Raw genomic sequence first — 23,171 nt, forward strand, 5'->3', positions numbered from 1 at the left:
GCATGCTTCAAACAAGGCGATTCGGTGGTGACGCCGGTGCCCAGCTTCCTCCCTGTGCAGCCTGTCGAACCGAGGGTTACCACCTATCTGAGGGCGGGGGTTTTTGCATCGAAACCGAGATCACCCCCAGGTGCGCCGCAGCAGCTTGGCGGTAAAGCCTTCATAGCGGTGCGTGACGCTGACGAAACGGCGGTTGAACCAGCCGAAGAAGCCCTTGCGCTCATGGTGGCCGGGGTCGACCGGCTTGAGCATCGTGGCGCACAGCGCCGGCGTGAGGCTCAGCGCCAGGAAGGCCGAGAACAGGATGGACACGGCCATCGACAGCGAGAACTGGCGGTAGATGTTGCCCACCGAGCCGCTGAAGAAGGCCATCGGCAGGAACACCGACACCAGCACCACGGTGATGCCGATCACGGCGCCACTGATCTGCTTCATGGCCTTGCGGGTGGCCTCCAGCGGCGACAGTCCTTCAGTCGCCATCAGGCGCTCGACGTTCTCCACGACCACGATGGCATCGTCCACCAGGATGCCGATGGCCAGCACCAGGCCGAACATGGTCAGCACGTTGATGGAGAAGCCCGCCACCAGCATCACGCCGAAGGTGCCCATCAGCGCCACCGGCACCACCAGCGTGGGAATCAGCGTGTAGCGAATGTTCTGGAGGAACAGGTACATCACCAGGAACACCAGCACCATGGCTTCGAGCAACGTGCGCACCACCTGCTCGATGGACAGCTTGACGAAGTCCGAGGTGTCATAGGGCACGGAGTAGCTCACGCCCTCAGGGAAGTAGCGCTTGAGATCATCCATACGGGCACGCACGGCCGTGGCCGCGGCCATGGCATTGCCGGAGGGCGACAGCTGCAGGCCGATGCCCAGCGCCGGCTCACCGTTCAGACGCGCGTAGGTGCCGTAGGTCTGGGCGCCCAGCTCGATGCGGGCCACGTCCTTGAGGCGCACGGTCGAGCCATCGGCCTTGGCGCGCAGCACGATGTTGCCGAACTCCTCCACCGAAGTCATCTGGCCACGCACCACCACCGTGGCGCTCATGGTCTGCTCGGGGCCGTTCGGCCGGTCACCCAGGCCACCGGCGGGGATCAGCGCGTTCTGCGCCGTGATGGCAGCATTCACCTCGGAGGCCGACATGCTGTAGGCCACCAGCTTGGCCGGGTCCAGCCACACACGCATGGCGCGCTCGGTGCCGAACATCTGGGCCTGGCCGATGCCGTTCAGGCGCTGCAGCTCGGGCAGCACGTTGCGCGACACGTAGTCGCCCAGGGCCACCGGGTCGTACTGCGGGTTCGTCGATGACAGCATCACGAACATCAGGAAGTTGCTGCGCGACTTGTCCACGCGCACGCCCTGCTGCGTCACAGCCGAGGGCAGGCGCGGCGTGGCCCGCGACAGGCGGTTCTGCACTTCCACCTGGGCCAGGTCGATGTTGGTGCCGGGCTCGAAGGTCACGGTGATCGAGCCAGTGCCGTTGGCCTGGCTGACCGATTCCATGTAGGCCAGGCCGGGCGCACCGTTGAGCTCCAGCTCAATCACGCTGATGACGGATTCGTCCAGCGTCTTGGCCGAGGCGCCAGGGTAGGTCGCGCTGATGACCACGGCGGGCGGCGCCACGTTGGGGTATTGCGCGATCGGCAGCTTGGTGATCGCGGCGCCCCCCAGCACCAGGATGAACAGGGCGATCACCCACGCAAAGATGGGGCGATCAATGAAAAACTGGGCCATGGAAGCTCTCCGGCAGGCGGGATGTCTGGGTCAGCAGGGACGACGTCGGCAGCACGCCATCACTTGGCAGCTGCGGCGGGCGCGGACGCAGAAGCCGAGGCTTGCGGGGCTGCCCCCTTGGGCGCAGGCGGTGTCCACGGCACCGCCTTCACGGGAGCGTTGGGGCGCACCTTCTGGAAGCCATCGACCATGACCTGCTCGCCGGCCTTCAGGCCATCGGTCACCAGCCACTGGCTGCCCTGGGCACCACTGAGCTTGACCGGCCGCGTGGCCACACGCCCTTCGGCATCAACCAGCATCACGGTGTCGCCCTGCGCGGCGCGGGTCACGGCCTGCTGCGGGATCAGGATGCCGCCCTGCACCTGGGCCTGCTCCAGCCGCACGCGCACGTACAGGCCAGGCAGCAGCGCGCCCTGCGGGTTGGGCAGCTCGGCACGCAGGCTGACCTGGCCGGAGGTGCTGTCCACCGTCAGGTCCGTGAACAGCAGCTTGCCAGTGAGCGGGTACGCGGTGCCGTCGTCCAGCACCACCTTGACGGTGGCGCCTTCGGCCCCGGCCTTGCCCAGCTTGCCGGCCTGCATGGCGCGCTGCAGGCGCAGCGCCTCGGTGGCCGACTGGGTGAAGTTCACGTACAGCGGGTTGATCTGCTGCACGGTGGCCAGTTGGGTGGTCTCGCCCTGCCCCACCAGCGCGCCTTCAGTCACCAGCGCCCGGCCGATGCGACCGCTGATGGGCGAGGTGACCGTGGCATAGCCCAGATTGATCTGGGCGGTCTGCACGGCGGCCTTGGCGGTGGCCACGTCGGCCTGGGCCTGACGCTGCGCGACTTGCGCGTTCAGGTACTCCTGCGGGCTGACGGCCTTGGCCTCCTGCAGGGGCTTGTAACGCTCGGCCAGGGCGGTGGCCTGGTTCAGGTTGGCCTCCGCCTTGGCCAGGGTGGCGCGGGCGCTGTCGTACGAAGCCTGGTAGGTGCTCGGGTCGATCTGGAACAGCACCTGGCCGGCCTTCACATCCGAGCCTTCGACGAAGGTGCGCTTCTGCACAACCCCGGCCACGCGGGCACGGACTTGCGCAATGCGGGAAGCTTCCAGGCGGCCGGGCAGTTCGGTCACCAACGGAACGGTCTGCGGCTTGACGGTGACCACGCCCACCTGGGGCGGCGGCGGTGTCTGGCCGGCGCCCTGCTGCGCGCCCTTGTCACCGCAGGCGCTCAGGAGCGCACCGAGGGCGACGACGCCTACCGCGACGCCACTCCAGCGCCATGCGGGGTGGGCCCGCAGGCCTGCGTGTTGTTGTTGCTGTTGTCGCATGGCCATGGAACACACCTCGTCAAAAAGGAAAATTGCTTAGTCAACCAATGAGCACGGAATATACATACATTCTTGTATGTATGCATGAATGTGCCTGACAATACCTGTGAAGCCGAGGACTTTGCCCACATCCCAAACCATGAGACGGACCAAGGAAGACGCCCAACTGACCCGCGAGAAGTTGCTGGACACCGCCGAGTTGGTGTTCGGCAACAAGGGTGTGGCGCGCACCTCCCTGCAGGACATCGCCCAAGCCGCCGGCCTGACGCGGGGCGCCATTTACTGGCACTTCCAGGACAAGGCCGCATTGTTCAGCGCGATGATGGACCGCATCGTGACACCCATGGAAGAGGCCCTCAAAGCCCTCACGGAACACCCGGGCAAGGATCCGATGGCCGACCTGCGCGAGGCCATGCTGGTGTCGCTCAGGCTCATCACCGACGACGAACGCACCCGCCGGGTGATGCAGATCGCCGTGCGCCAGGCGCCTTTTGTCGGCGAGATGGCCGGAGCGCTGGAACGCCGGCTGGAAGTGCACCTGCGTTGCCGCGGGCACATCGAGAGCGCCGTGCGATCGGCCCAGGCCCTGGGGCTGGCACAACAGGCCTTGGCGCCACGCGCCGTGGCCACGTCGATCATGGCCATCATCGCCGGCCTGATCGACCTGTGGGTGCTCGAACCCAGTCTGTTTCCACTGGTGGAGGCAGGTCAGCAGGCATTGGACGTCTACCTGGCCGGGCTCAAATCGGTGGCATGAACGAAGGGGCCGGGCGCACTGCCAGTGGTGGCGCCGTCGGTGGCTTCGTCCAGGCCCTCGCCGCCTGGCTCGTCGAGGTGGCGCGTGTCGGCCCAGCCCACCAGGCCGAAGCCTTCCGGTGAGTGGATCAGGCGGTTGATGCTGGCGTTGGCGATCTTCCAGGAGCGTGGCGCCGACATACCCACGTGCGTGGCCGCGCGGTAGAAGCAATCGAGCACGCCGCCATGGGCCACCAGGGCGATGGTCTGCCCGGGGTGGGCCAGCGCCAATCGGCGGGCCGCGCCCACGGTGCGCTCATAGAAGTCGGTCAGCGTCTCGCCACCCTCGGGGCCGTAGGCCGGATCACGCTGGCGCCAGCGGCGGCCCTCCTCGGGCCATTGCGCGACGATCTCGTCATGCGTGAACCCTTCGAAGCGGCCGAAGTGGCGCTCACGCAGGCTCGGATCGAGATGGACCGTCAGGCCGCAGGCCTCGGCGATGGCATCGGCCGTCTGGGCGGCACGCTGCAGGTCGCTGCTGTAGATGACGTCGATGCCTTCGTCGCGCAGGGCCAGGCCGGCCTGGCGGGCCTGCCATTGGCCGCGCTCGTTCAGGGGGATGTCGGTGTGGCCCTGGATGCGGGTGCCCAGGTTCCAGGCGGTTTCGCCATGGCGGACGATGACCAGGCGGGTGACGTCATGCTGCATCGCAACATGATGCCTGATTTCAGGCAGCCCCGCAGACGCACGGGCCATGCAGGCAGGTGGCTCAGACGCCCCAGACCACGGGCACGTCGGCGTCCTTCGAACGCTGGATCATCTGCACCAGCGGCCAGGCACGGGTGCGCGGGGGCACGCGGTCTTCCAGCGGTTCGTCATCGTCCGGGTCCGCCTCTTCATCGGCGCGCTTGCGCACAGGTTCGTCGGGCAGGCCTTGCAACACACTCAGGGCACGTGCCATGTCCTGCGGCTCGATGATGCCTGGCTGCGTGGCAGTCTTGCCCAGTGTCTTGAGCAGAGCTTCAGCGTGGGCGCTGACCATGACCAGATCGGCGGCGGCTTTGCTTTTGAACGTGACGGGCATGAAGACTCCTTGGCAACGGCCCATTGTGCCAAGCGCCTCCTGGCCGGCTGACGGTTCCGGCCAAAACCTCACAGCGCATGGGCCTGCGCCAGCAACCGCGCCTGGCGCAGGCCATCCTGCACCTGGGCCAGGTGGGCCTCACGCTGCTTGAGCCGTGCAGGGTGTTCGTAGGCCACCATGCAGCGATCAGCCTCGCGGCTCAGGCGCACCAGCGTGCCATCGGGCATCGGCCACACGGCCTGCTGACCACGCTGCAAGGCGCCCGGCTGGCCATACCGGCTCGACAGGCTGTCGAACAGCTCATGCCAGCGGGTCATGCTGCCTTGCGGGCCCGCATCGAATACATAGCGCATGCGCGCCAGACGCGGCAGCTGCTCTTGCGGATCCACATCGAACTGCAGATCGACCGATGCCGCGTTGATGGCATCACCAGGGGTGAGCTCGTCGCGCCACTCCCCTTCATGGTGAAGCCGGTGCCGCATGCCACGGCTTTGCAACTGCTGCAGCACTTCGGCGCGCGCGCCACAGAACAGCGGCACCTCCATCGGCTTGAGCGAGGCCTGGCCTGAGCAGCCACGCTCCAACGCCAGCGTCTGCAGGTAACGCTCTGCGGCGGCCACGCCTTGACGTTGTGCACGCTCCAGCAGCTGCTGCGCCTGCTCGACACTCCAGTGGTCCACATGGCCAGAGAGCATGAACAACGCCAGGATCAACTCTCCGCGCGCATCCCCCAGCGCCGTGGCCTTCTGCGCATGCGCCACCGCCGCATCCAGATCCTGAAGCGGCGGCGCGGCCAGCAAGGCCGCCAGCACCGCATGCGCCTGCCCGGCCAGTGCCGGATCGGCCGTGAAGCGTTGGCAGTTCTTGCGGGCCTGCTGGTACAGACGGCGCGCCGCCATGGTCTCGCACTCCTGGCGGAACAGGGCCAGCGCTTCCGCCGTTGCTTGCGCTGGCACAGGCGCAACCGTTGTCGTGGCGGCACGCCACGCTGGTGCATCCGCTGCGGGAGCCACGCGCTTGTCGCCCCACACGGACCAGCCCGCCACCGCCACGCTGCTGATCACCGCCAAGCCCAGCCACAACAGCCGCTTGCGATGACGGTACAGGCCACTGAACACAACCCCTTGGGCCGCCTTGAACTGCGCTGACATGGACACCCCTTCCCTGGTGCCCAACAGTATGGTCATGCTGTCTGACAAGGCCGTGTCCATCACCGGCACAAAGCCCGCCGTTCGGACCAGCATTGGGAACGCCTTGCAGGCATGACCCATACCGATCGGCCCATCACATAGTCCGGAAGGACCAAAGACAGCACGCCCGCGAAGCATGTGATGTCACACCCACTGCCTACAGTGGCTTATGCGGCCAATCGTGCGCCTGATACCAGAAAGATCCTATGCCTTACCCCCGGCACAAGCGGCTTCGGGCCTTCATCTTCACCCTTGCGCCAAGCCTGTATCTGGCGTCGACCGCCATCGCCCAGATCGAGCCTGTGGCGCAGATGGCTGCCCAGGCACAGGGCGATGCCCATGAGTTCAGCAGCTTCATGCGCCCAGCGCCGGAGCCCGCGCGCCTGGGCAAGCCAGACGACGCGCCCTTCACGGTGCTGCGTCAAGGCGGCCCGTGGTCAGAGGCGGATGTGGCTGCCGTGCCGGCCAACGTGAGCGCGCTGATGGCCATGGCCCGCGAAGGCCGTTGGGCCGAGGTGATCGAGCTCGTCAAGAAGGATCAACTTCCACCCGACGCGCGCGACTACGATGGCGCCACGCTGCTGACACTGGCCGCCCGCGCGGGCCACTTGCCCACCGTTCAGGAACTGCTACGCCGTGGCGCAGACCCTGATCGGCGCGGCCTGGCCGGCTACACCCCGCTGGCGGCCGCTGCCGTCGGCGGACACGACCTGGTCACGCTGGAGCTGCTGCGTGGCCAGGCCCAGGTGGACCTGCCATCGGCCAACAGCCAGACCCCGCTGCACCTGGCCGCGCGCGCAGGGCACGCCCGCGTCGTGCAACGGCTGCTCAAAGCCCATGCGGACCCGGTGCGCTGGAACCGCGATGGCCGCCACGCCCTGTCAGAGGCCGCCCTGGGCGGACACATCGCCGTGATGGACATGCTGGTGCGCTCAGGCCTGTCGGCCGACACCCCCGATCACAACGGGCTCAACGCCCTGCATGCTGCCGCGCTGGGCCGCCGCTTCGAGGCGGCGGCCTGGCTGCAGGCCCGTGGCGTACAGATCGCCCACCCCATCACCCAGGTGCTGCTGGAACGCCCGGCTGATGTGGTGATGGCCATACCCTGAGCGCCCCCGCATTCAAAGGGGGTGCACAACGGCCCGAATGATCCGAACGGACTACGCAATGGCCTGAATGCGGTCCGAACGGCGCATGCCAAACAGTCACTTGGTTCGAGATCATCCGAACGGACTAGGGCGCGCCCCGAACAAACCCTGAGGCTTGTCACATCGCCTGCCGACACTGCGGTCTGCTCTGGGCCACCATGAATGCCAGGGCTTCAAACACACGTTCCTTCCTTCCACGGAGATCCAGCAATGAAACTGCAACACATCGCCGCCGCCCTGGCACTCGTCGCCACCGGCGCCGCCAACGCCGCCGTCCAAGGCGGCACCAATGGTGACGGCTCCCTGTTCCTGATCGCCTTCGACAACCAGAACGGCACCACCACGTCGGCCTTCTTCGACCTGGGCTACACCCTGAACAGCTTCGCCAGCGCCGCTGGCAACGGCAGCTCTTCGGCCCTGGGTGTGCTGGCTGCGCCCAACACCACCGTGGTCTGGAACTTCAACACCAACACCGTCAGCCTGAACGGCGGCCAGGTCACGACCCTGGGCACCAACAGCTGGAACGCCGCCTTCACCACCCTGCTGGCCAACGCCGACCAAGGCGAGATCCAGTGGGTTGTCGGTGCCAACGACACCGTGGGCTTCGGCGCCAACAAGCGCTCGCTGATCAGCGGCAACGTCAACGCCACAGCCCAGCAGCGCGAAGCTCAGAACGCCGGCAACAACTCGAACCTGGCCCTGATCACCAACCCCCAGAACAACGACATCTTCTACCCGCTCACCAACAAGGGCACCATCGGTTCGGCTGACAACGGCGCCTATACCTTCACCGCCGCCGACGGCCCCACCACCCGCTCCAACGGCTACGTGATGGCCGGCGACGGCTTCGGCAACAACTGGCGCAACGCCAACAAGATGGGCGGCACCGTGTACGCCGGCCAAGAAAACGGCCTGTGGCTGGCTGATGGCCTGGGCAACGAGCAGTTGGTGGGCCGCCTGGTCTTCAGCGCCGAAGCCGGCACCCTGACCTTCGTCACGACCCCCGTGCCCGAGCCCTCGACCTACGCCATGGCCCTGCTGGGCCTGGGCGTGGTCGGCCTGATGGCTCGCCGCCGTCGCGCCTGAGCCCCCTCAAAGGCTCCTCCTCTTCCCACGTCTGACATGACAGGCGAGGCCCCAACCAGGGGCCTCGCCGGGCTGAGTGCCGCCTCCTGTTTTTCGCTCCACCTCTCTTTTCACCGTCCGGAGATTCCATGACCTTCACCAAGATCGCCCTGGCCGCCGCCGCTACCCTGGCCGTCGCCGCCCAAGCCCAAGCCGCCACCGTCAACCTGACGGGCGCCTCGGCCACCTCCATCGCCTACGTCAAGGCCCTGAAGGGTCTGTGCGGCGGCACCTTCACCGTGTACAAGACGGATGCCACGGCCACGGCCCTGGGCAACTTCTTCACGGCCAAGTGCAGCGCCAACTTCACGGGCCTGAGCAACGCCGGTGGCGTGGCCGTCGATGCCGTCGCCTTCAACGTGAGCGGCGGCTCCTTCACCGCCGTGTCCGGCTCGGCTGGCAACGCCTCTTTCGCGTTCGCGCCCACCACCGGCGGTACCGCCACGGCCGGTAGCGGCAACCTGGCTGGCATCTCCCTGCAAACCGGCGTGGCAGCCTCCCTGGCTGGCCAGAAGTCGCGCGGCGGCTTCCTGGACATCGAGCCCATCTCCTTCCCCGAGTCCGAACTGGTGAGCGCTGGCGTGTCGGCTTCCGACCTGGCTGCCAAGACCACGCCCGCCAGCTTCAGCCAGCTCTTCGGCGTGGCCGTGAGCAACGACCTGTACCGCGCCCTGCAGGCCGTCCAAGGCATCACCGTGCCGGCCAATGCCGACCACCGTCTGCCCGCCTACCAGCCCAGCATCAGCCGCGCCCAGTACACTTCCATCGTCTATGACGCCTTCAACTCGGCCAAGCAAGACATCAACGCCCTGCTGGGCGTCGGTGCCGCCGGCGACAAGCTGACCCTGTGCCGCCGTGTGTCCACCTCGGGCACCCAGGCTGCCTCGAACCAGTACTTCCTGAATGGCTTCATCGGTTCCGACGGTGCCAACGCCGGTGCCTACGGCGTTGCCGACCTGGCCACCTACGGTGCCGGTTCGGGCCTGGACAGCTTCGAAGTGCAAGAAGGCGGCGGCACCTCCGACGCCCGCAACTGCCTGAACGCCAATGGCTACGCTGTCGGCGTGCTCTCGCTGGAAAACAGCCCCGCCGCCACCACGACCACGGGTGAACTGGGTGGCTACCGCTTCGTCAAGCTCAACGGCGTCGCCGCCTATGACGGCTCTGGCAGCGTGGCTTCCGCCAAGAACGGCTCCTACGAGTTCTGGTACCAGTCTCAGAAGTTCGCCAACGACGCTACCGCCACCGCTGTGCTGGACGCCATCGATGCGGAGCTGACCGACCTGACCGGCATGACTGGCCTGTTCCCCAACGCGCAGAACGAGTTCACGCGCAACGGCAGCAACACCAACGCCATCACCAAGCAGTAATCGACGGGTTCACTCCCCCCTTCCAAGGGGGGAGCCCAGGGGCTGCCACGCCCCTGACACGACAGTCCCCAAACATTGGGGACTGTTCCTTTTTTGGTCCGAAGTAGATATGAAAAAAGCGCTCGCCCTCGCTCTGGGACTGTCCATGGCCCTGGGCATGTCCGTGCAGGCCCAGGTGCCAGCCACCGCCCCCCAGGCCGCGGCGGACGAGCCGACCTTCGATGTGTACGAGTACGTGATCGAAGGCAACACGATGCTGCCTGCCGCGATGGTCGAGCAGGCGGTGTCGCCTTTCATGGGCCCGGGCCGGCGCTTCGCCGATCTGGAGCAGGCACGCTCGGCCCTGGAGAAGGCCTACCAGAACGCCGGCTACCTGTCGGTACTGGTGAGCCTGCCCAACCAGCGCGTGGACGAAGGCGAAGTGCGCCTGGAGGTGGTCGAGGCCCCCCTGGAAAAGCTGAAGGTGACGGGCTCGCAATACCACCTGCCCAGCCGCATCAAGGACGCCGTGCCCAGCCTGGCCACCGGCGAGGTGCCGCACTTCCCGCAGGTGCAGAAGGAGCTGGCCGCGCTGCAGTCGGCCGACCTGCAGGTCACGCCGCTGGTGAACGCGAGCGAATCTGGCCAGGGCATCGAGGTGGACCTGAAGGTCGAGGACAAGGCCCCTTTCAGCGGCAGCATTGAGATCAACAACGGCCAGAGCTTCAACACCACACGCGGCCGCATCGCCGCATCCGTCAGCACAACCAACCTCTTCCAACTGGGCCACACCCTGGGCCTGAGCTGGCAGTACGCACCCAACCGCCCCAAGGACAGCAACTCGCTGTCGCTGATCTATGGCGTGCCGCTGAGCGGCCGAGACGATCTGCTCGCTTCGATCACCGACAGCCGCAGCGACACGCTCACGCGCGTGTCCGGCACCGGCCCGGCCTCGACGCTGACCAAGGGCACTTTCGTGGGCCTGCGCTGGTCGCGCCGCCTGGACGGGCTGAACTGGCCCATCCGCCACAGCTTCTACACGGCGCTGGACTACAAGCACAACCGCGACTTCAACACCTTCCTGGACGGCGCCATCGTGCAGCGCCCGCCCACGCGCTACCCGTTGCTGTCCGCAGGCTACAACCTCACGCACAACGGCGCGGGCGACACGCTCACCACCTTGAGCACTTCGCTCAAGGGCAGCACCCATTCGCTGGCTGGCCGCGAGGTCGATTGCAACGGCGTCCGGCTGGAGCAGTTCGACTGCAAGCGCGCCGGCTCCAGTGCCGATTTCCTGGCCTGGCAGATCGGCGTGGGCCATGGCCGCCCGATATTTGGCAACTGGCGGCTGAACGTCAGCGCCGATGCCCAATTGGCCACCGGCGCACTGCCCAGCGGCGAGCAATACAGCCTGGGTGGTGCGGCCACAGTGCGCGGCTACTTCGATTACGAGCAAACCGGTGACCAGGGCTGGAGCACCCGCGCCGAACTGGTCAGCCCAGTGTGGCTGGAAGTGGCCGGCATCCAGGCCACGGCCCTGGCTTTCTCCGACCGCGGTTTCGTCCACCTGATCAACCCGCAGCTCACGCAGGTGTCACGCACCCACATGGGCAGCTATGGCCTGGGCCTGCGCCTGGGCAACGGCGCCAGCGGCCTGCAGGCCAGCATCGACGTGGCCCGCGTGGTCTTCGACACCCTGCGCCCGGTCGACAACGGCCGCTCCGAATACGCCAGCGGCGACAAGGCTGATCGCCGCTACCGCGTGGACGTCAGCATCCGCCAATCGTTCTGACCCTGCTTGAACCCATCGCCATAGGAAGTCCATCATGAACAAGCACGTCCACCGCCTCGTGTTCGACCGTCACCGCGGCATGCGTGTGCCCGCACACGAGCACGCCCGGTCAGCCCGTAAGGCAGCGGGCGGGCAGACACGTGCGGTGGCCCTGGGGGCGCTGGCCCTGATCGCCTCCCTGGGTGATGCGCAGGCGCAGATGCGCAGTGACGGAGCGGTAAGCGGCGTGGCGGTATCCCGGGCCCAAGGCGCCATATCCGTCGCACCGGCAGCGCGGCCCGTGTCCGCCCTGGTGCGCGATGCCCTGGCCAACCCGCGCGCCAACCTGCCCACCTACTCGGCGGGCAACTGGGCGCGCAACACCGGCAACTACCAAGACCCTGCCCTGTCGCCTGACGGCAAGGTCATGACCCTGGTGCAAAAGGGCGGCACCATCGTCCTGAACTGGGACAGCTTCGACATCGGCCAGGGCTACACGATGCGCTTCGAGCAGCCCACCGGCGGGCGGGCGCTCAACCGGGTCGCGAACCTCACGCCCTCTGTGATCGATGGCGTGCTGTCGGCCAATGGCGAGGTGATGCTCGAGAACACCGCCGGCGTGATCTTCGGCAGCAACGCGCGGGTCAACACGCACAGCTTCGTGGCCACAGCCTTGAAGATCACCAGCGAGGTCTTCGAATCCGGCATCCGCGGCTTCCGCAAGGGCGAGGCCTCCTTCGGCGGCGACAACAGCGCTGTCAACGGTTTCATCTCGGTCGAGAAGGGCGCAGAGATCCGCACCATCGGCGCGGGTGGCGATGTGATACTGGTGGCTCCCCGCGTGGTCAACCAGGGTCTGATCGAAACGCCGCAGGGCCAGGCCATCATGGCCGCCGGCAAGACCGTCTACCTCTACGCACCGCTGGACGCGGCCCAGCGTGGCCTGCTGGTGTCCATCGACAACTTCGACGAGGCCGCGCTGGCCGAGGCGCCTGACTTGGGCTCGGTGGAGAACGTGCGCCTGGATGGCGATGCGCGCAGTGGCACGGTGCGCGCCGACAAGGGCACGATCAATCTGGTGGGTGCGGCGATCCGCCAGAAGGGCCAGCTCACGGCCACCACGGCCATCAAGGGGCAGAACGGCGCGATCTTTCTGACGGCAATGAAGGACACCGTGAGCGTGTCAGCCCGCAGCGTGTTCACGGGCTCGAACAACTCAGGCTACGGCTCCGACAATGTGCGCATTGCCAGCAACACCGGCACGGTGGAGCTGGGCCAGGGCAGCATCACCGAGGTTCTGCCTTCGGTCGACGGCCTGGTGCTTACCCCGGAGCAAATCGCCGCCGGCAAGATCGGCGTCAGCCCTGAGGATCTCTTGCGGGTGATGGACAAACCCGTCGCACCCAAGACGCTGTCGGCCAACGCAAGCGATGAGGAAAAGGCCGCCCGCAAGGCAGCCCAGTCCAAGTACGAGGCCGACCTGAAGGTCTACGAGAGCCTGCTGCAGCTGTCGAGCGATGTGTTCTACCGCTCGCGCATCGACATCATCGGCAAGGAGATCACCCTGCGCTCTGGCTCGGTCGTGCAGGCACCGGCCGGTGAAGTCAACATCATGGCCACCAGCAACTGGGCCAACTCGCCGCTGTACAGCGGCCAGGGCACGGTCACGCAGGATGGCAGCCGCATCGTGATGGAAGCAGGGGCCAAGGTGGATGTGTCCGGCCTGGACAACCTGATCCTGCCGGCCTCCCGCAATCAACTGCAGGGCCGCCTGTTCTCGATCGAACTGGCCGATTCGCCGCTGCAGCGCGATGGCGTGGTCTACCGCGCGGAGCTCTTCGCCGATGCGCGTCGCCGCATCACCATCGGCGATGCCAGCGGCCTGTACAACAACATCCGCTACAGCGCGGCGGAGTACTCGACAGCCGGCGGTATCGTGCGCATGCAGGCCGAGGGCGCCATGCTGCTGGACAAGGATGCACTGATCGACTTCAGCGGTGGCCAGGTGACCTACGAGAAGGGCTCGCTCAAGTCATCACTGCTGCTGCGCGACGGCACCATCACGCGCATCGAAGAGGGCAGCAAGGCGCTGCGCTATGACGGTTTGATCTCAGACCCGACGCAGGCCAGTGCAGATGAGATCGCGCGTCTGGGCCTGGCGGCCTTGAACGTCACCGCCCCACTGGTTCTTGAGGAACAGCAGGTCGGCATGAGTGCCGGCGTGGCATTCCTGGCTGCACCCGTGATGTCGCTGGGCGCCACCCTGAAGGGCCAGGTGACGATGAGCGAGGTCCAGCGCCTGTCGACCGACGTGGCAGAGCGGGATCGCGCCTTCAGCGTCGGAGGTGCATTCTCGCAGTTGAACGATGCCTCTCGTGAGGTGAACCGCCCCCTGGCCCTGGAGACCCAGCCCCATCTGTATGCATCGCTGCGCCCCACGGCCGGCTTGCTGGTGCTGGGCAACCACTATGGCACCCTATCCAACGACGTGCCGGAACAAACCGTGCAGGCCTCCATCACGGTCACGGACCAGGCCATTGCCCTGCCCACCATCGCGCAGCACTGGACCAGTGCGCGCTGGCAGCAGACGCTGGACCAGGTCGGCACCGACCTCAAGGTATCCAGCAGCCTGATCAACGCAGCAGGCCTGGCTGGCCTGAGCCTGCAGGCGGGCCAGATCACCATCGGTACAGCTTCCAGCGCCGACCTGCCCGTGATCCAGTTGGCGGCGGGCGGCAGTTTCGAAGCCAATGCATTCTCGGGCGTGCGAGTGGACGGCAGCATCCGCACAGCAGGCGGCGACATTTCGTTGCTGGCTCGCAAGGAAGGCGCCGATGTGGTGCTGGGCCGCTCAGCCTCGCTGGACGCCGCCGGAACCGTGCGCGATGAACGCGTGAGCAGCGCACCAGCCAACCAGGGCGTTGAGCGCCAGGGGGGCAGCGTGAGCTTGTCAGCCGCCCGCAGTGTGGTGGCTGAAGCAGGCAGCGAGATCAACGTGTCCGGCGCCGCATGGCGCTCGGGCAGCGGCACGCTGGTGCAGGGCACCGCGGGCAGCGTGACGATCGCCATCAACCAGCAGTACCTGGACAAGACACTGGCGCCCGCGGGCGAGCTGGTGCTCGATGGCACCCTCAGCGCCTACGATTTCAGCGCTGGCGGCACACTCACCCTGTCGGGGCTGCCTTCCGTATCGATCGGGAGCGTTCAACAAGGCGGCTTCCAGATCGCCAACACCCTGTTCGCTGATCGCGGTTTCGGCAAGCTGGACGTGAGCGCCATCGGCCACATCACCGTGGCACCAGGCACCGTGGTCCAGCCCACCTTGGTCAACATGGTTGCCACGGCCGCACGCCTGGTCAGCCCGGACACCCTGCCCTATGCATTGACAGTGCTGGAAAGTGGCCGCAGGCAGCCCTTCAGCCTGAGCCTGAGCGCCACCACCCTACCGGGCACCCCCAACAACACCACCGTCGGCCTGGCGCAGGGCGCGAACCTGAACATCGGCGAAGGCGCCCTGCTGGACATGGGCATCGGCGGGCGCATCAACCTCAGTGCCGGTGGCAGCATCGAGATGGCCGGCACGCTCAAGGCCCAGGCCGGCCAGGTGAGCCTGCGCGTGCTGGGCACCCGGGGTGCCTCTGCCACCGATCCCATCGCCATTGAAGTACTGGGCTATCAGGCCGGCCAAGGCATCTACCTGGCTGCGGGCTCGCTGATCGATGTCTCCGGCGCGGTCAAAAGCTACCGCATCAATGCTGCCATCCCAGGCATGGCAGCGCTGGACGTGGGCGAAGTGCTGGCCGGCGGCACCGTGACGCTGGGCGGCACGGACGGCACCGCAGTGCGCGGCCAGCTCGTCATGGACGAGCAAGCCACCATTGACCTGCGCGGCGCCACCGGCCAGCTCGACCGCGGTACGCTGCCGGGCAAGAGCACCCTGAGCGCCGGCGCCGGCACGCTCAACATCATGTCCACCGATGGCTTCCAATTGCTGGGCACGGTGCACGCCAGTGCCCCCAATGCGGCCGTCGCGGGCGGCACCATCAACATCGCCCTGAGCCAGGAAGGCCTGGTCGACCGGACGAACAGCAATGTGCCATCGGCCACCTACCCATCTGGCGAAGACGCTGGCCTGCGCACCATCCGCATCACCGGCACGGACAGCGAAGCGCGCCAACTGGCCGCTTCTGGCCTGAAGTTCGGCGAAGGCGTGGTGTCGGCCACGCTGCTCAATGGTTCCGGCTTCGACCGCATCCAGCTGCGCGCCGATGAAAGCGTGCAGCTCAATGCCGGCGCCCATCTGATCGCAGCTGATGGACGCACACGCCTGCAGTCCGTGGTGCTCAACACCTCGGTGGTCGATGTGGCCGATGGCGCCGCGCACATCATCCAGGCCCACCATGTCAGCATCGGCCCCAAGGCCAAGGTGGGCGACAGCCTGCCTCTGGCGCTGCCGCAGGTCACGGCCGCCAGCCAGCGCGCCACGCAAGGCCGCCTGGGTGGCAGCGGTGCGCTGGAGGTCCAGGCCGGGCTGATCGAGGTCGTCGGTGACACGGCCGTGCTCGGTGCCAACACCCTGACACTCAACGCCACGCTTTCGCCCTCGGCTTCGGCCGCCTTCGGGCGGACCAATGGCGAGATCAGATTCGCCGGGCAACCGTCGGCCAGCAGCGCCGCCCTGAAGGGACAGCTCAGCTTCACCGGCACCTTGAACATGCTGGCCGGCCAGGTCTATGCCACCACGCTGAGCAACTTCAGCGTCAAGGGCTTCGACGCACAAGGGGCTGCCATGGGCGGCATCCTGAATGTGCTCGCACCGGCCACGGGCAGCAACAGCCAGACACCTCTTTCTGCCTTGGCAGCACTGTACTTGCAGGCCGATCAGGTGAACCTGGATGGCACGGTGCGCCAGCCATTCGGCACCATCGATGTCAAGGCCAACACGCTGGCACTGACTGATCGCGCCCATCTGTCCATCTCGGGCGACGGCACCAAGGTGCCGGTGGGCACCACGGTCAATCAGAGCGGCTGGTTCTACGGCACGCAAGGCACCGTGACCGCCACGGGCCAGGCGGCCAACCTCACCCCGTCGGACAACAACACCGTGATCGACCTGAGCCAGTTGCCGGTCGACAAGCAGATCACGCTCAATGGCAAGGTGCTGACGCTGAGCAGCCAGTCATCCGTGGACGCACGCGCAGGCGGCGACATCCTGGCCTGGGAATTCAAGCCCGGCGTGGGCGGCAGCACCGACACCTACCTGCGCAAGGACGTCTTCGCGATCCTGCCCAACTACAGCTATGACTTCGCGCCACTGGACGCCGAGATCAACGCCACCACGCAGAAGGTCGGCTCCACCCTCAAGAAGGGTGACCAGGTCACCATCACCACGGACAACGGCGTGCTCAAGGCGGGCACCTACACGCTGCTGGATGCGCGCTACGGCATCCTGCCGGGCGCCGTGCTCGTCAGCGCCACCTCGCTGAACGTGACGACGGCCTTGCCCGTGGCCGTCCGCAACGACGATGGCTCGGTCATCGTGTCCGGCCACCGCACCAACACAGGCACCGCCCAGAACGGCGGGGGTGACCAGCGTCTGGCACTCATCCTCGAACCGGAACAGACCTTCCGCAAGAAGTCCGAGATCCTGCTGACATCGGGCAACGCCTACCAGCTGGCTGAATCAGCCCGCAGCGGTGACACCTTGTTCAAGCCGGGCGATGCCGGCCGCATCTCGCTGCTGTCGGACAACGCCTTCGACTGGGCCGCCCGCTTCAACCTGTCGGGCAAGGCCGAAGAAGGGCTGAGCGCCGGCCAGTTCGATCTGGCCATGCCCGACATGGTGGTGCAGAGCGACACCACGCAGGCCCTGCCCGATGGCACCCAGCGTGTGAGCCTGGCGCAGCTCAATGCCCTGGGCGCCGAGAGCATCCTGCTGGGTGGCACCCGCAAGACCAATGCAGATGGCAGCATCAGCGTGACACGTTATGCCAACAACGTGACATTCCGGGCTGACGAGGCCGGCACGGCGATGAGCACCGCCGGTGAACTCATGGCCGTGGCCCATCAGACGATCACGGTCGACAACGGCGTGACATTGGCATCGACCGGTGCAGACACCGGCGCCACCCGCAACTACCGCGTGAAAGACAATGGCGCGGTGCTGCAGGTCGGCAACCTGGCCAAGACCACGCTCAGTGTCACGGGCGCCACGGACTCGGCGCAAGGCAATCTGATCGTGGGTCAGGAAGGCGCAGCCAGCCAGGTGGTGCTCAAGGGCAACTCCGTCCAACTGGACGCCACCAACAAGCTGGCCATGGCCTCGTCCACCGAACTGGCCACCCGCTCGCTGGGCCTGGGCGGACGCCGCGTGGCCATCGGGGCGGATGACACCACCGGCCTGGACAACACCACACTGTCGATCAGCGGGAAGCTGCTCGATGCGGCCAACAAGGCTGATCGCCTGGCGCTGCGCTCCTACACCAGCATCGACTTCCACGGTTCTGTGCAACTGGGTTCGGCACAGATGAGCCAGCTCACGCTGGATGCACCTCAACTGCTCGGTCGTGGTCAGGCCACGGACACGGCACAAATCACAGCGCGCGACGTAGTGCTGGCCAACAGTTCAGGCCGCTCGGCCCCTGCACAGACAGAACGTGAAACGGGAACGTCTTCACTGCTCATCAAGGCCGCCCCGGTGCTCAAGGATGGCCACACCGGCGGACTGACCATCGCAGCCTCGGCCGCCGAGCAGCAGCAAGGCACACCGGCCGGCCAACGCCTGGGCTTCACCAGGAGCACCCTCGCAAGCACCGGCGACATCGTCTTCGAAGGCAAGGGCCAGACCACGGCCCAAGGCGACCTGACCCTGGACGCCGCCCGTGTCACTGCCACCAGCAATGCGGACCAGCAGGTAGATGCCAACGGCGCACTGGTGATCACGCGTGCGGCCGGTGGCAAGACCTTGGGCGAATCGGTAGGCGCCGGCGGCAAGCTGGGCCTGTCCGGCACAACGGTCACGCAGAACGGACTGATCGACATCGAAGCGGGCCGGCTGAACCTGCTGGGCCGTGGCTCGGCCACGCAGGCCGATACCGTGGTGTTCAGCGCGGGCTCCGAGACCCGCGTGGATGGCCGCTTGCGCAAGGTGTCAGACACCTACGCCGTGGCGTCGGGCGGCGGGCAGATCACGGCCCAGGCCCAGACCGGCCGGCTGGTGGTCGATGGGCTGCTGTCTGCCGCCGCGCCGGTGATGCCCACCGGCTACACCGGCGACAACCCCTATGCAGGTAGCATCACGCTGAAGGCCACGGGTGCACCCAGCGCCGGCTCTACCCAGGCCGGTGGCACGGTGGTGATCGGCACCCATGCCGACATCAACCTGGAAGCCGCCAGCGGCAAGGGCGGATCATTGACGGTTGACGCCCGCCGCCTGGCCCTGGACGCCGCGGCGCAAGCTGCGGCCAATGACAACGCCCAAGTGGCACAAACTGGGCTGGACAAGCTGCTGGACATCAGCCGCAACGCCAGCGGCACCGCGCACCGTGAAGTTGGCGTGCGCGTGCGAGGCGAAGACATGGCCCTGAACACCAGCGTGAAAGCGGCCATGGTGGCGCTGACCACCGATGCCGGATCACTCACCCTGGGCCAGCAAGCCAAGATCGACGCCACCGTGCCGCAAGGCGGCGTGGTGCAACTGCAGGCTCAGGGCAATCTGGTGCTGCAGACGGGCGCACAGGTGCTGGCCCAATCGACACGTGAAGGCGCCAATGGCGGCGACATCCTGCTCTCGTCCACCGAAGGCAAGGTGCAATTGGGCAAGGCCACGGTCAAGGCTGACAGCGAGGGCGACACCGCCGATGGCCGCATCGTCATCCGCGCGGGCCAGACCCGCACCCAGGCTGGCGCCTACACGGGCGACGTGAATGTCGAACTGCTGCCCGGCAATGCCAGTGATCCGGCCGATGCCCAGTTGACGCTGCAAGCCGGCCAGATCGAGATCGAAGCCGTGCGGGTCTACAAGGACAACCCTGCGGCAGCCCCCGGCACCTGGCACACCAGCCTGGTCAGCGGCGCCAGCACCAGCACGGCCTGGGGCCTGAGCACCCTGGCCAGTGACGCTGCCACCTTTGCCACAGCCACCAACAAGGCCGGAATCCTGAGCAAGCTGGGCCTCACGGGCCGCAGCGAAGCCCATGTGAAGGCAGGCGTCGAAATACAGACCCTGGGCAATCTGACCATCGGCAACGGCACGGACATCAACCTGAGCACCGTGCGCGCGGGCGGTGAGCCCCTGACGCTGACCGTCCGCTCGGCGGGTGACATCAATGTCAAGAGCACTGTGAGCGACGGCTTCACGCTCTCTGGCACCACCTTGAACATCGCAGCGGGCGATGCCACCTCCATGCGCTTCGTGTCGGGTGCGGACACCTCGTCGGCCAAGCTGTCGGCCACGCAGACCGACACGAGCAAGGGGCACTTCACGCTGGATGGCGGCAAGATCATCCGCACCACGGCGGGCTCCATCGACGTGAACGCCGCAGGCGATGTCCGCCTGATGGCGCCAACGCTGACCACCGCATCGGCTATCTACGTGGCAGGGCGTACCTCTGCGCTGGACAGCGACGAGCGATTCACGACCACACCGTTCGCCACCACCGCCTACACCAATGCCCGCTTCACCGAACGCGGCGGCCGACTGACCATCGCCGCCGGCGGCAATGTGGGCAGCTATGCCAGCGTGAGCACGGTCAACGGCGTGACGACGCTCACCCCTCAGCAGGTCACGCAGATGACCGGCAACTACTTCTACCACGGCGGCAACCCCAACGCGGCACTCGCGACCCAGCGCGTGCCCGTGGCCTGGTGGACCGGGATCAACGCCTTCCGCCAAGGCTTCGGCTCATTCGGCGGCGGCAACATCAGCGTGACGGCGGGCAACGACATCAGCAACATCGCGGTGGTGGCCCCCACCAACGCCCGTGTGGTGCAGGTGGTCAACGACGCTGGCGAAGTGGTGCAAACCAGGCTCAAAGAACTCAATGGCGGCGATATCGACGTGCTGGCCGGCCGCAATGTCGACGGCGGCGTGTACTTCCTGGGCCGCGGGCGTGGCCGCATCGCCGCGGGTGGCGCGATCAATCGCGGCGCCGATGCCGTGGCAGATGGCGATCTACCCAACAGCCTGACGGTGTACGAGCCCGGAGCCATGCTGGGGCTGATGGATGGACAGTGGGATGTCAGCGCATTGCAGGATCTGAACCTGTCCTACGTGTTCAACCCGACGGTGCTGCCCTTCCGAACCAACGGCACCAGCAACTTCAATGCAGGGTCGGTCAGCAATGCGGCATCGGGCCTCAATGCGCAAACCGGTGCGGTCTATTTCACCTATGCCGAAGATGCGGGCGTTTCACTGGCATCGACACAAGGCAACGTCAACTGGGAAAGCAATTCGCAATCGCTGAACCGCATGCACGCCACCTCGGCCACGGAGACCATGAACATCACCGGCTCGGTGCTGTCCAACGCGTCTTACCTGGCCAGCGTCGCACCGCCTGTCGTCAGTGTCGTCAGCCTGGAAGGCAATGCGACCTTCAACACGACCGGCCGTGCCATCGCCGACGGCAACAGCACCAACACACAGGCCTCCCCCCTGTATGTGCTGCCCTCCGCGCTCTCCGACTTCAACGTCTATGCGGGCAATGACGTCGTGTTGCAGGCGAATATTCAGTTGCTCGACATGGCCCAGGCTCAATTGGGACTACCTAGCATCTCGAATCCAGCCTCGATTGCTGGCAACGCAGAAACAATCCCGACAAGTTTCAACATCTCTGGGCTCAACACAAGCCTCTCACCCGCCGGCGCGGCCAGCGCGGCCAAAGCCAACGGCTTGCGCGTCTCGTCTCAGCTCGATACCTTGCAAAACACCACCATCTCGGACCTGTCTCAACAAGGCAATGACCGGGTGGTGCGTGTTCATGCAAATGGTGACATTGTCTTTGATACGGCCACCGATGACGGACTGACCGTCAGCGCCTTCCTGCGCAGCAACCGGCCCGCCGAAATCGTGGCCGGTGGTGACCTGGTCAACCCTGCCTTCATCGGCCAGAACTTCACCGAAGACGACGTGACCCGTCTTTCCGCAGGTCGGGACATCATCGGCAGCACCACCACGACGGGCCAGATCGTGATCGGCGGCCCAGGGGCGCTGCGCATTGAGGCCGGGCGCGACATCGAGCTCAACCAGTCGCTGGGCGTGGTGGCCGTTGGCAACCTGATCAACACAGCCTTGCCTGGTGAGTCTGCCAAGATCACGCTGTCAGCAGGCAACGCGCGGTCCGTGGACCTTGAGCCCCTGATGGACAAACATGGTGCTGACCCGGCCCTGCGCAACGCGGTCTACCAGGCTCTCATCGACAGCCAGTTGCCTGCGCCTGAAGGCATGGCGAACTGGCTGGACGTTGACTTCGCCACAGCTCTGGCCAGCTTCAGTCAGTTGACCAACACGCGCCAGGTCGCAACAGTCAACCGCTACCTCAACGCAGCGTTCGTCGATCGGTACTTGCCGGACCATGCAGGGCAGTCAGATGCCTACTACCGCTCCGAGGCCTTCGTACGACTCAAGTACGAGACCATGTGGCAGCAAATCGTCGCGCTGGCCGGCCAGGCGGGCGCCATTGCCACGTCCAGCAACGAGCAGGAAGAGGCACGGCGAGCCGCCCAACGCCAGGTCCTGTTCGACCAAGCCGCCCAGGTGGCTGATCTCGCGAGCCTTGGCGTGAGCTTCAAACGCGAAGGCAACATCAATCTGTCCAAGGCCAAGGTGCACAACCTGGGCCTGGGTGGCGGTGGGTCGGCGGTGGCCGACAACAGCCTGGGCGGTATCGACGTGATAGCACCGGGGCAAGTGACAGCAGGCCTGCCCAGCGCAGCCAACCAACCAGCAGGCTTCATCAACTTCCGCGGCGGCAGCTTCCGGTCCATCACCAGCGGAGACTTCCTGGCTGGCGATCAGAAGGTGATCGTGGTCGGAGGCGACAACACGAACGGCGGCAACATCTACATCTACACCACCGATGGCGATATCGACTCCGGGATCGGTTCGAACACCAGCGTGGCCAAGCCGACACCCACGCGTGTCTTCGATCCGAGCGCGGGCCGCGTCGTCTCTCTGGGCCAGCCACCTACGTCAGGCAGCGGCCTGCAGATCGTGAACTTCCCGATTGGCGTCATCGGTCTGTATACGCCGAATGGTGAGATCAGGGCCCTGGATGCCTACATCCAGGGCGGCAAGGTCGAGCTGGTCGCCAGGGCCGTGATCGGCGCCGACAACATCGCCAACGCCACCGGCACCACCCCGCCGCCACCGCCGACGGTGTCTCTGAGCCTCACACCCAAGGTGGCCGACACTGCGACCGGCGTGGCCCAGGTCGCGGCTTCGGCAGACATGCGCGGCGAAAGCACCTCCTCCGTGCTGACGGTGGAATTGCTGGGCTTCGGCGGCGAGGTGCCCGAGCCCGTGCCGATGAGCACGCCGCTCGACGCGCAAGGTGAAAGCAAGTCCGAGCAGGAACGCAAGGCCCGCAAGGACAGGAACGCCTCCTGAGCGCCTCATCACCTGTATGACGCTTTTGTGTCCCGCGCGGCGCCTGGGCATGGCCCCTTCGGCTCAGGCGCCCGCCCTACGCAGGACATATGCCCTCGAAATAATCGATCACTTTGA

Annotated in this window: 10 protein-coding genes and 1 pseudogene; 6 read left to right on the top strand and 5 right to left on the bottom strand. The window is 66.4% G+C overall.

Annotated features, from left to right (window positions below; genetic code table 11):
* Positions 1-132: 132 nt before the first annotated feature.
* A pseudogene (locus WAQ08_RS11995) lies at positions 133-1,737 on the bottom strand (efflux RND transporter permease subunit); the annotation flags it as partial.
* 59 nt (positions 1,738-1,796) lie between these two features.
* Positions 1,797-3,047 (bottom strand): efflux RND transporter periplasmic adaptor subunit, encoded by a 1,251-nt coding sequence (locus WAQ08_RS12000; protein ID WP_422191897.1) that lies wholly within the window; start codon positions 3,045-3,047, stop codon positions 1,797-1,799.
* Between the two features lie 139 nt (positions 3,048-3,186).
* On the opposite strand from WAQ08_RS12000, the gene WAQ08_RS12005 reads away from it, so the two are divergent.
* Positions 3,187-3,804: a TetR family transcriptional regulator gene (locus WAQ08_RS12005; protein WP_422191805.1), complete on the top strand. Its 618-nt coding sequence runs from the start codon at positions 3,187-3,189 to the stop codon at positions 3,802-3,804.
* Here WAQ08_RS12005 and WAQ08_RS12010 read toward each other — a convergent pair.
* The 3 genes from WAQ08_RS12010 to WAQ08_RS12020 all read right to left on the bottom strand — a co-directional run bounded on the left by WAQ08_RS12010 (position 3,774) and on the right by WAQ08_RS12020 (position 6,017).
* A complete protein-coding gene (locus tag WAQ08_RS12010) occupies positions 3,774-4,490 on the bottom strand; it encodes a histidine phosphatase family protein (protein ID WP_422191806.1) in 717 nt (238 codons plus the stop codon). The genes WAQ08_RS12005 and WAQ08_RS12010 overlap by 31 nt on opposite strands.
* 61 nt (positions 4,491-4,551) lie before the next feature.
* The gene (locus WAQ08_RS12015; RefSeq protein ID WP_422191807.1) at positions 4,552-4,866 is read right to left on the bottom strand and encodes a DUF1840 family protein; all 315 of its coding nucleotides are present in this window, start codon (positions 4,864-4,866) and stop codon (positions 4,552-4,554) included.
* Positions 4,867-4,934: 68 nt separating this feature from the next.
* Positions 4,935-6,017 carry a hypothetical protein gene (locus WAQ08_RS12020; RefSeq protein ID WP_422191808.1) on the bottom strand — a complete coding sequence of 361 codons (1,083 nt, stop codon included), beginning with the start codon at positions 6,015-6,017 and terminating at the stop codon, positions 4,935-4,937.
* Between the two features lie 245 nt (positions 6,018-6,262).
* Here WAQ08_RS12020 and WAQ08_RS12025 point away from each other — a divergent pair, with 245 nt between their 5' ends.
* From WAQ08_RS12025 to WAQ08_RS12045, 5 genes are all read left to right on the top strand, one after another.
* Positions 6,263-7,165, top strand: coding sequence for an ankyrin repeat domain-containing protein (locus WAQ08_RS12025; protein WP_422191809.1), 903 nt, complete (start codon positions 6,263-6,265; stop codon positions 7,163-7,165).
* Between the two features lie 249 nt (positions 7,166-7,414).
* The gene (locus tag WAQ08_RS12030; RefSeq protein ID WP_422191810.1) at positions 7,415-8,290 is read left to right on the top strand and encodes a PEP-CTERM sorting domain-containing protein; all 876 of its coding nucleotides are present in this window, start codon (positions 7,415-7,417) and stop codon (positions 8,288-8,290) included.
* 128 nt (positions 8,291-8,418) lie between these two features.
* On the top strand, positions 8,419-9,699 hold the full coding sequence (locus tag WAQ08_RS12035; protein ID WP_422191811.1) for a hypothetical protein: 1,281 nt from the start codon (positions 8,419-8,421) through the stop codon (positions 9,697-9,699).
* A 109-nt stretch (positions 9,700-9,808) separates the two neighbouring features.
* Positions 9,809-11,470, top strand: a complete 1,662-nt coding sequence (locus WAQ08_RS12040; protein ID WP_422191812.1) for a ShlB/FhaC/HecB family hemolysin secretion/activation protein — start codon at positions 9,809-9,811, stop codon at positions 11,468-11,470.
* 34 nt (positions 11,471-11,504) lie between these two features.
* Positions 11,505-23,054 (top strand): filamentous hemagglutinin N-terminal domain-containing protein, encoded by an 11,550-nt coding sequence (locus WAQ08_RS12045; RefSeq protein ID WP_422191813.1) that lies wholly within the window; start codon positions 11,505-11,507, stop codon positions 23,052-23,054.
* Positions 23,055-23,171 lie beyond the last annotated feature (117 nt).

This window comes from Aquabacterium sp. (assembly GCF_049274795.1).
In the GTDB taxonomy this organism is placed as follows: Bacteria; Pseudomonadota; Gammaproteobacteria; order Burkholderiales; family Burkholderiaceae_C; genus Aquabacterium.

Coding starts and splice junctions, on each gene's coding strand:
- WAQ08_RS12000 (WP_422191897.1), bottom strand. CDS start 3,047: ATGCGACAACAGCAACAACAACACGCAGGCCTGCGGGCCCACCCCGCA.
- WAQ08_RS12005 (WP_422191805.1), top strand. CDS start 3,187: ATGAGACGGACCAAGGAAGACGCCCAACTGACCCGCGAGAAGTTGCTG.
- WAQ08_RS12010 (WP_422191806.1), bottom strand. CDS start 4,490: ATGCAGCATGACGTCACCCGCCTGGTCATCGTCCGCCATGGCGAAACC.
- WAQ08_RS12015 (WP_422191807.1), bottom strand. CDS start 4,866: ATGCCCGTCACGTTCAAAAGCAAAGCCGCCGCCGATCTGGTCATGGTC.
- WAQ08_RS12020 (WP_422191808.1), bottom strand. CDS start 6,017: ATGTCAGCGCAGTTCAAGGCGGCCCAAGGGGTTGTGTTCAGTGGCCTG.
- WAQ08_RS12025 (WP_422191809.1), top strand. CDS start 6,263: ATGCCTTACCCCCGGCACAAGCGGCTTCGGGCCTTCATCTTCACCCTT.
- WAQ08_RS12030 (WP_422191810.1), top strand. CDS start 7,415: ATGAAACTGCAACACATCGCCGCCGCCCTGGCACTCGTCGCCACCGGC.
- WAQ08_RS12035 (WP_422191811.1), top strand. CDS start 8,419: ATGACCTTCACCAAGATCGCCCTGGCCGCCGCCGCTACCCTGGCCGTC.
- WAQ08_RS12040 (WP_422191812.1), top strand. CDS start 9,809: ATGAAAAAAGCGCTCGCCCTCGCTCTGGGACTGTCCATGGCCCTGGGC.
- WAQ08_RS12045 (WP_422191813.1), top strand. CDS start 11,505: ATGAACAAGCACGTCCACCGCCTCGTGTTCGACCGTCACCGCGGCATG.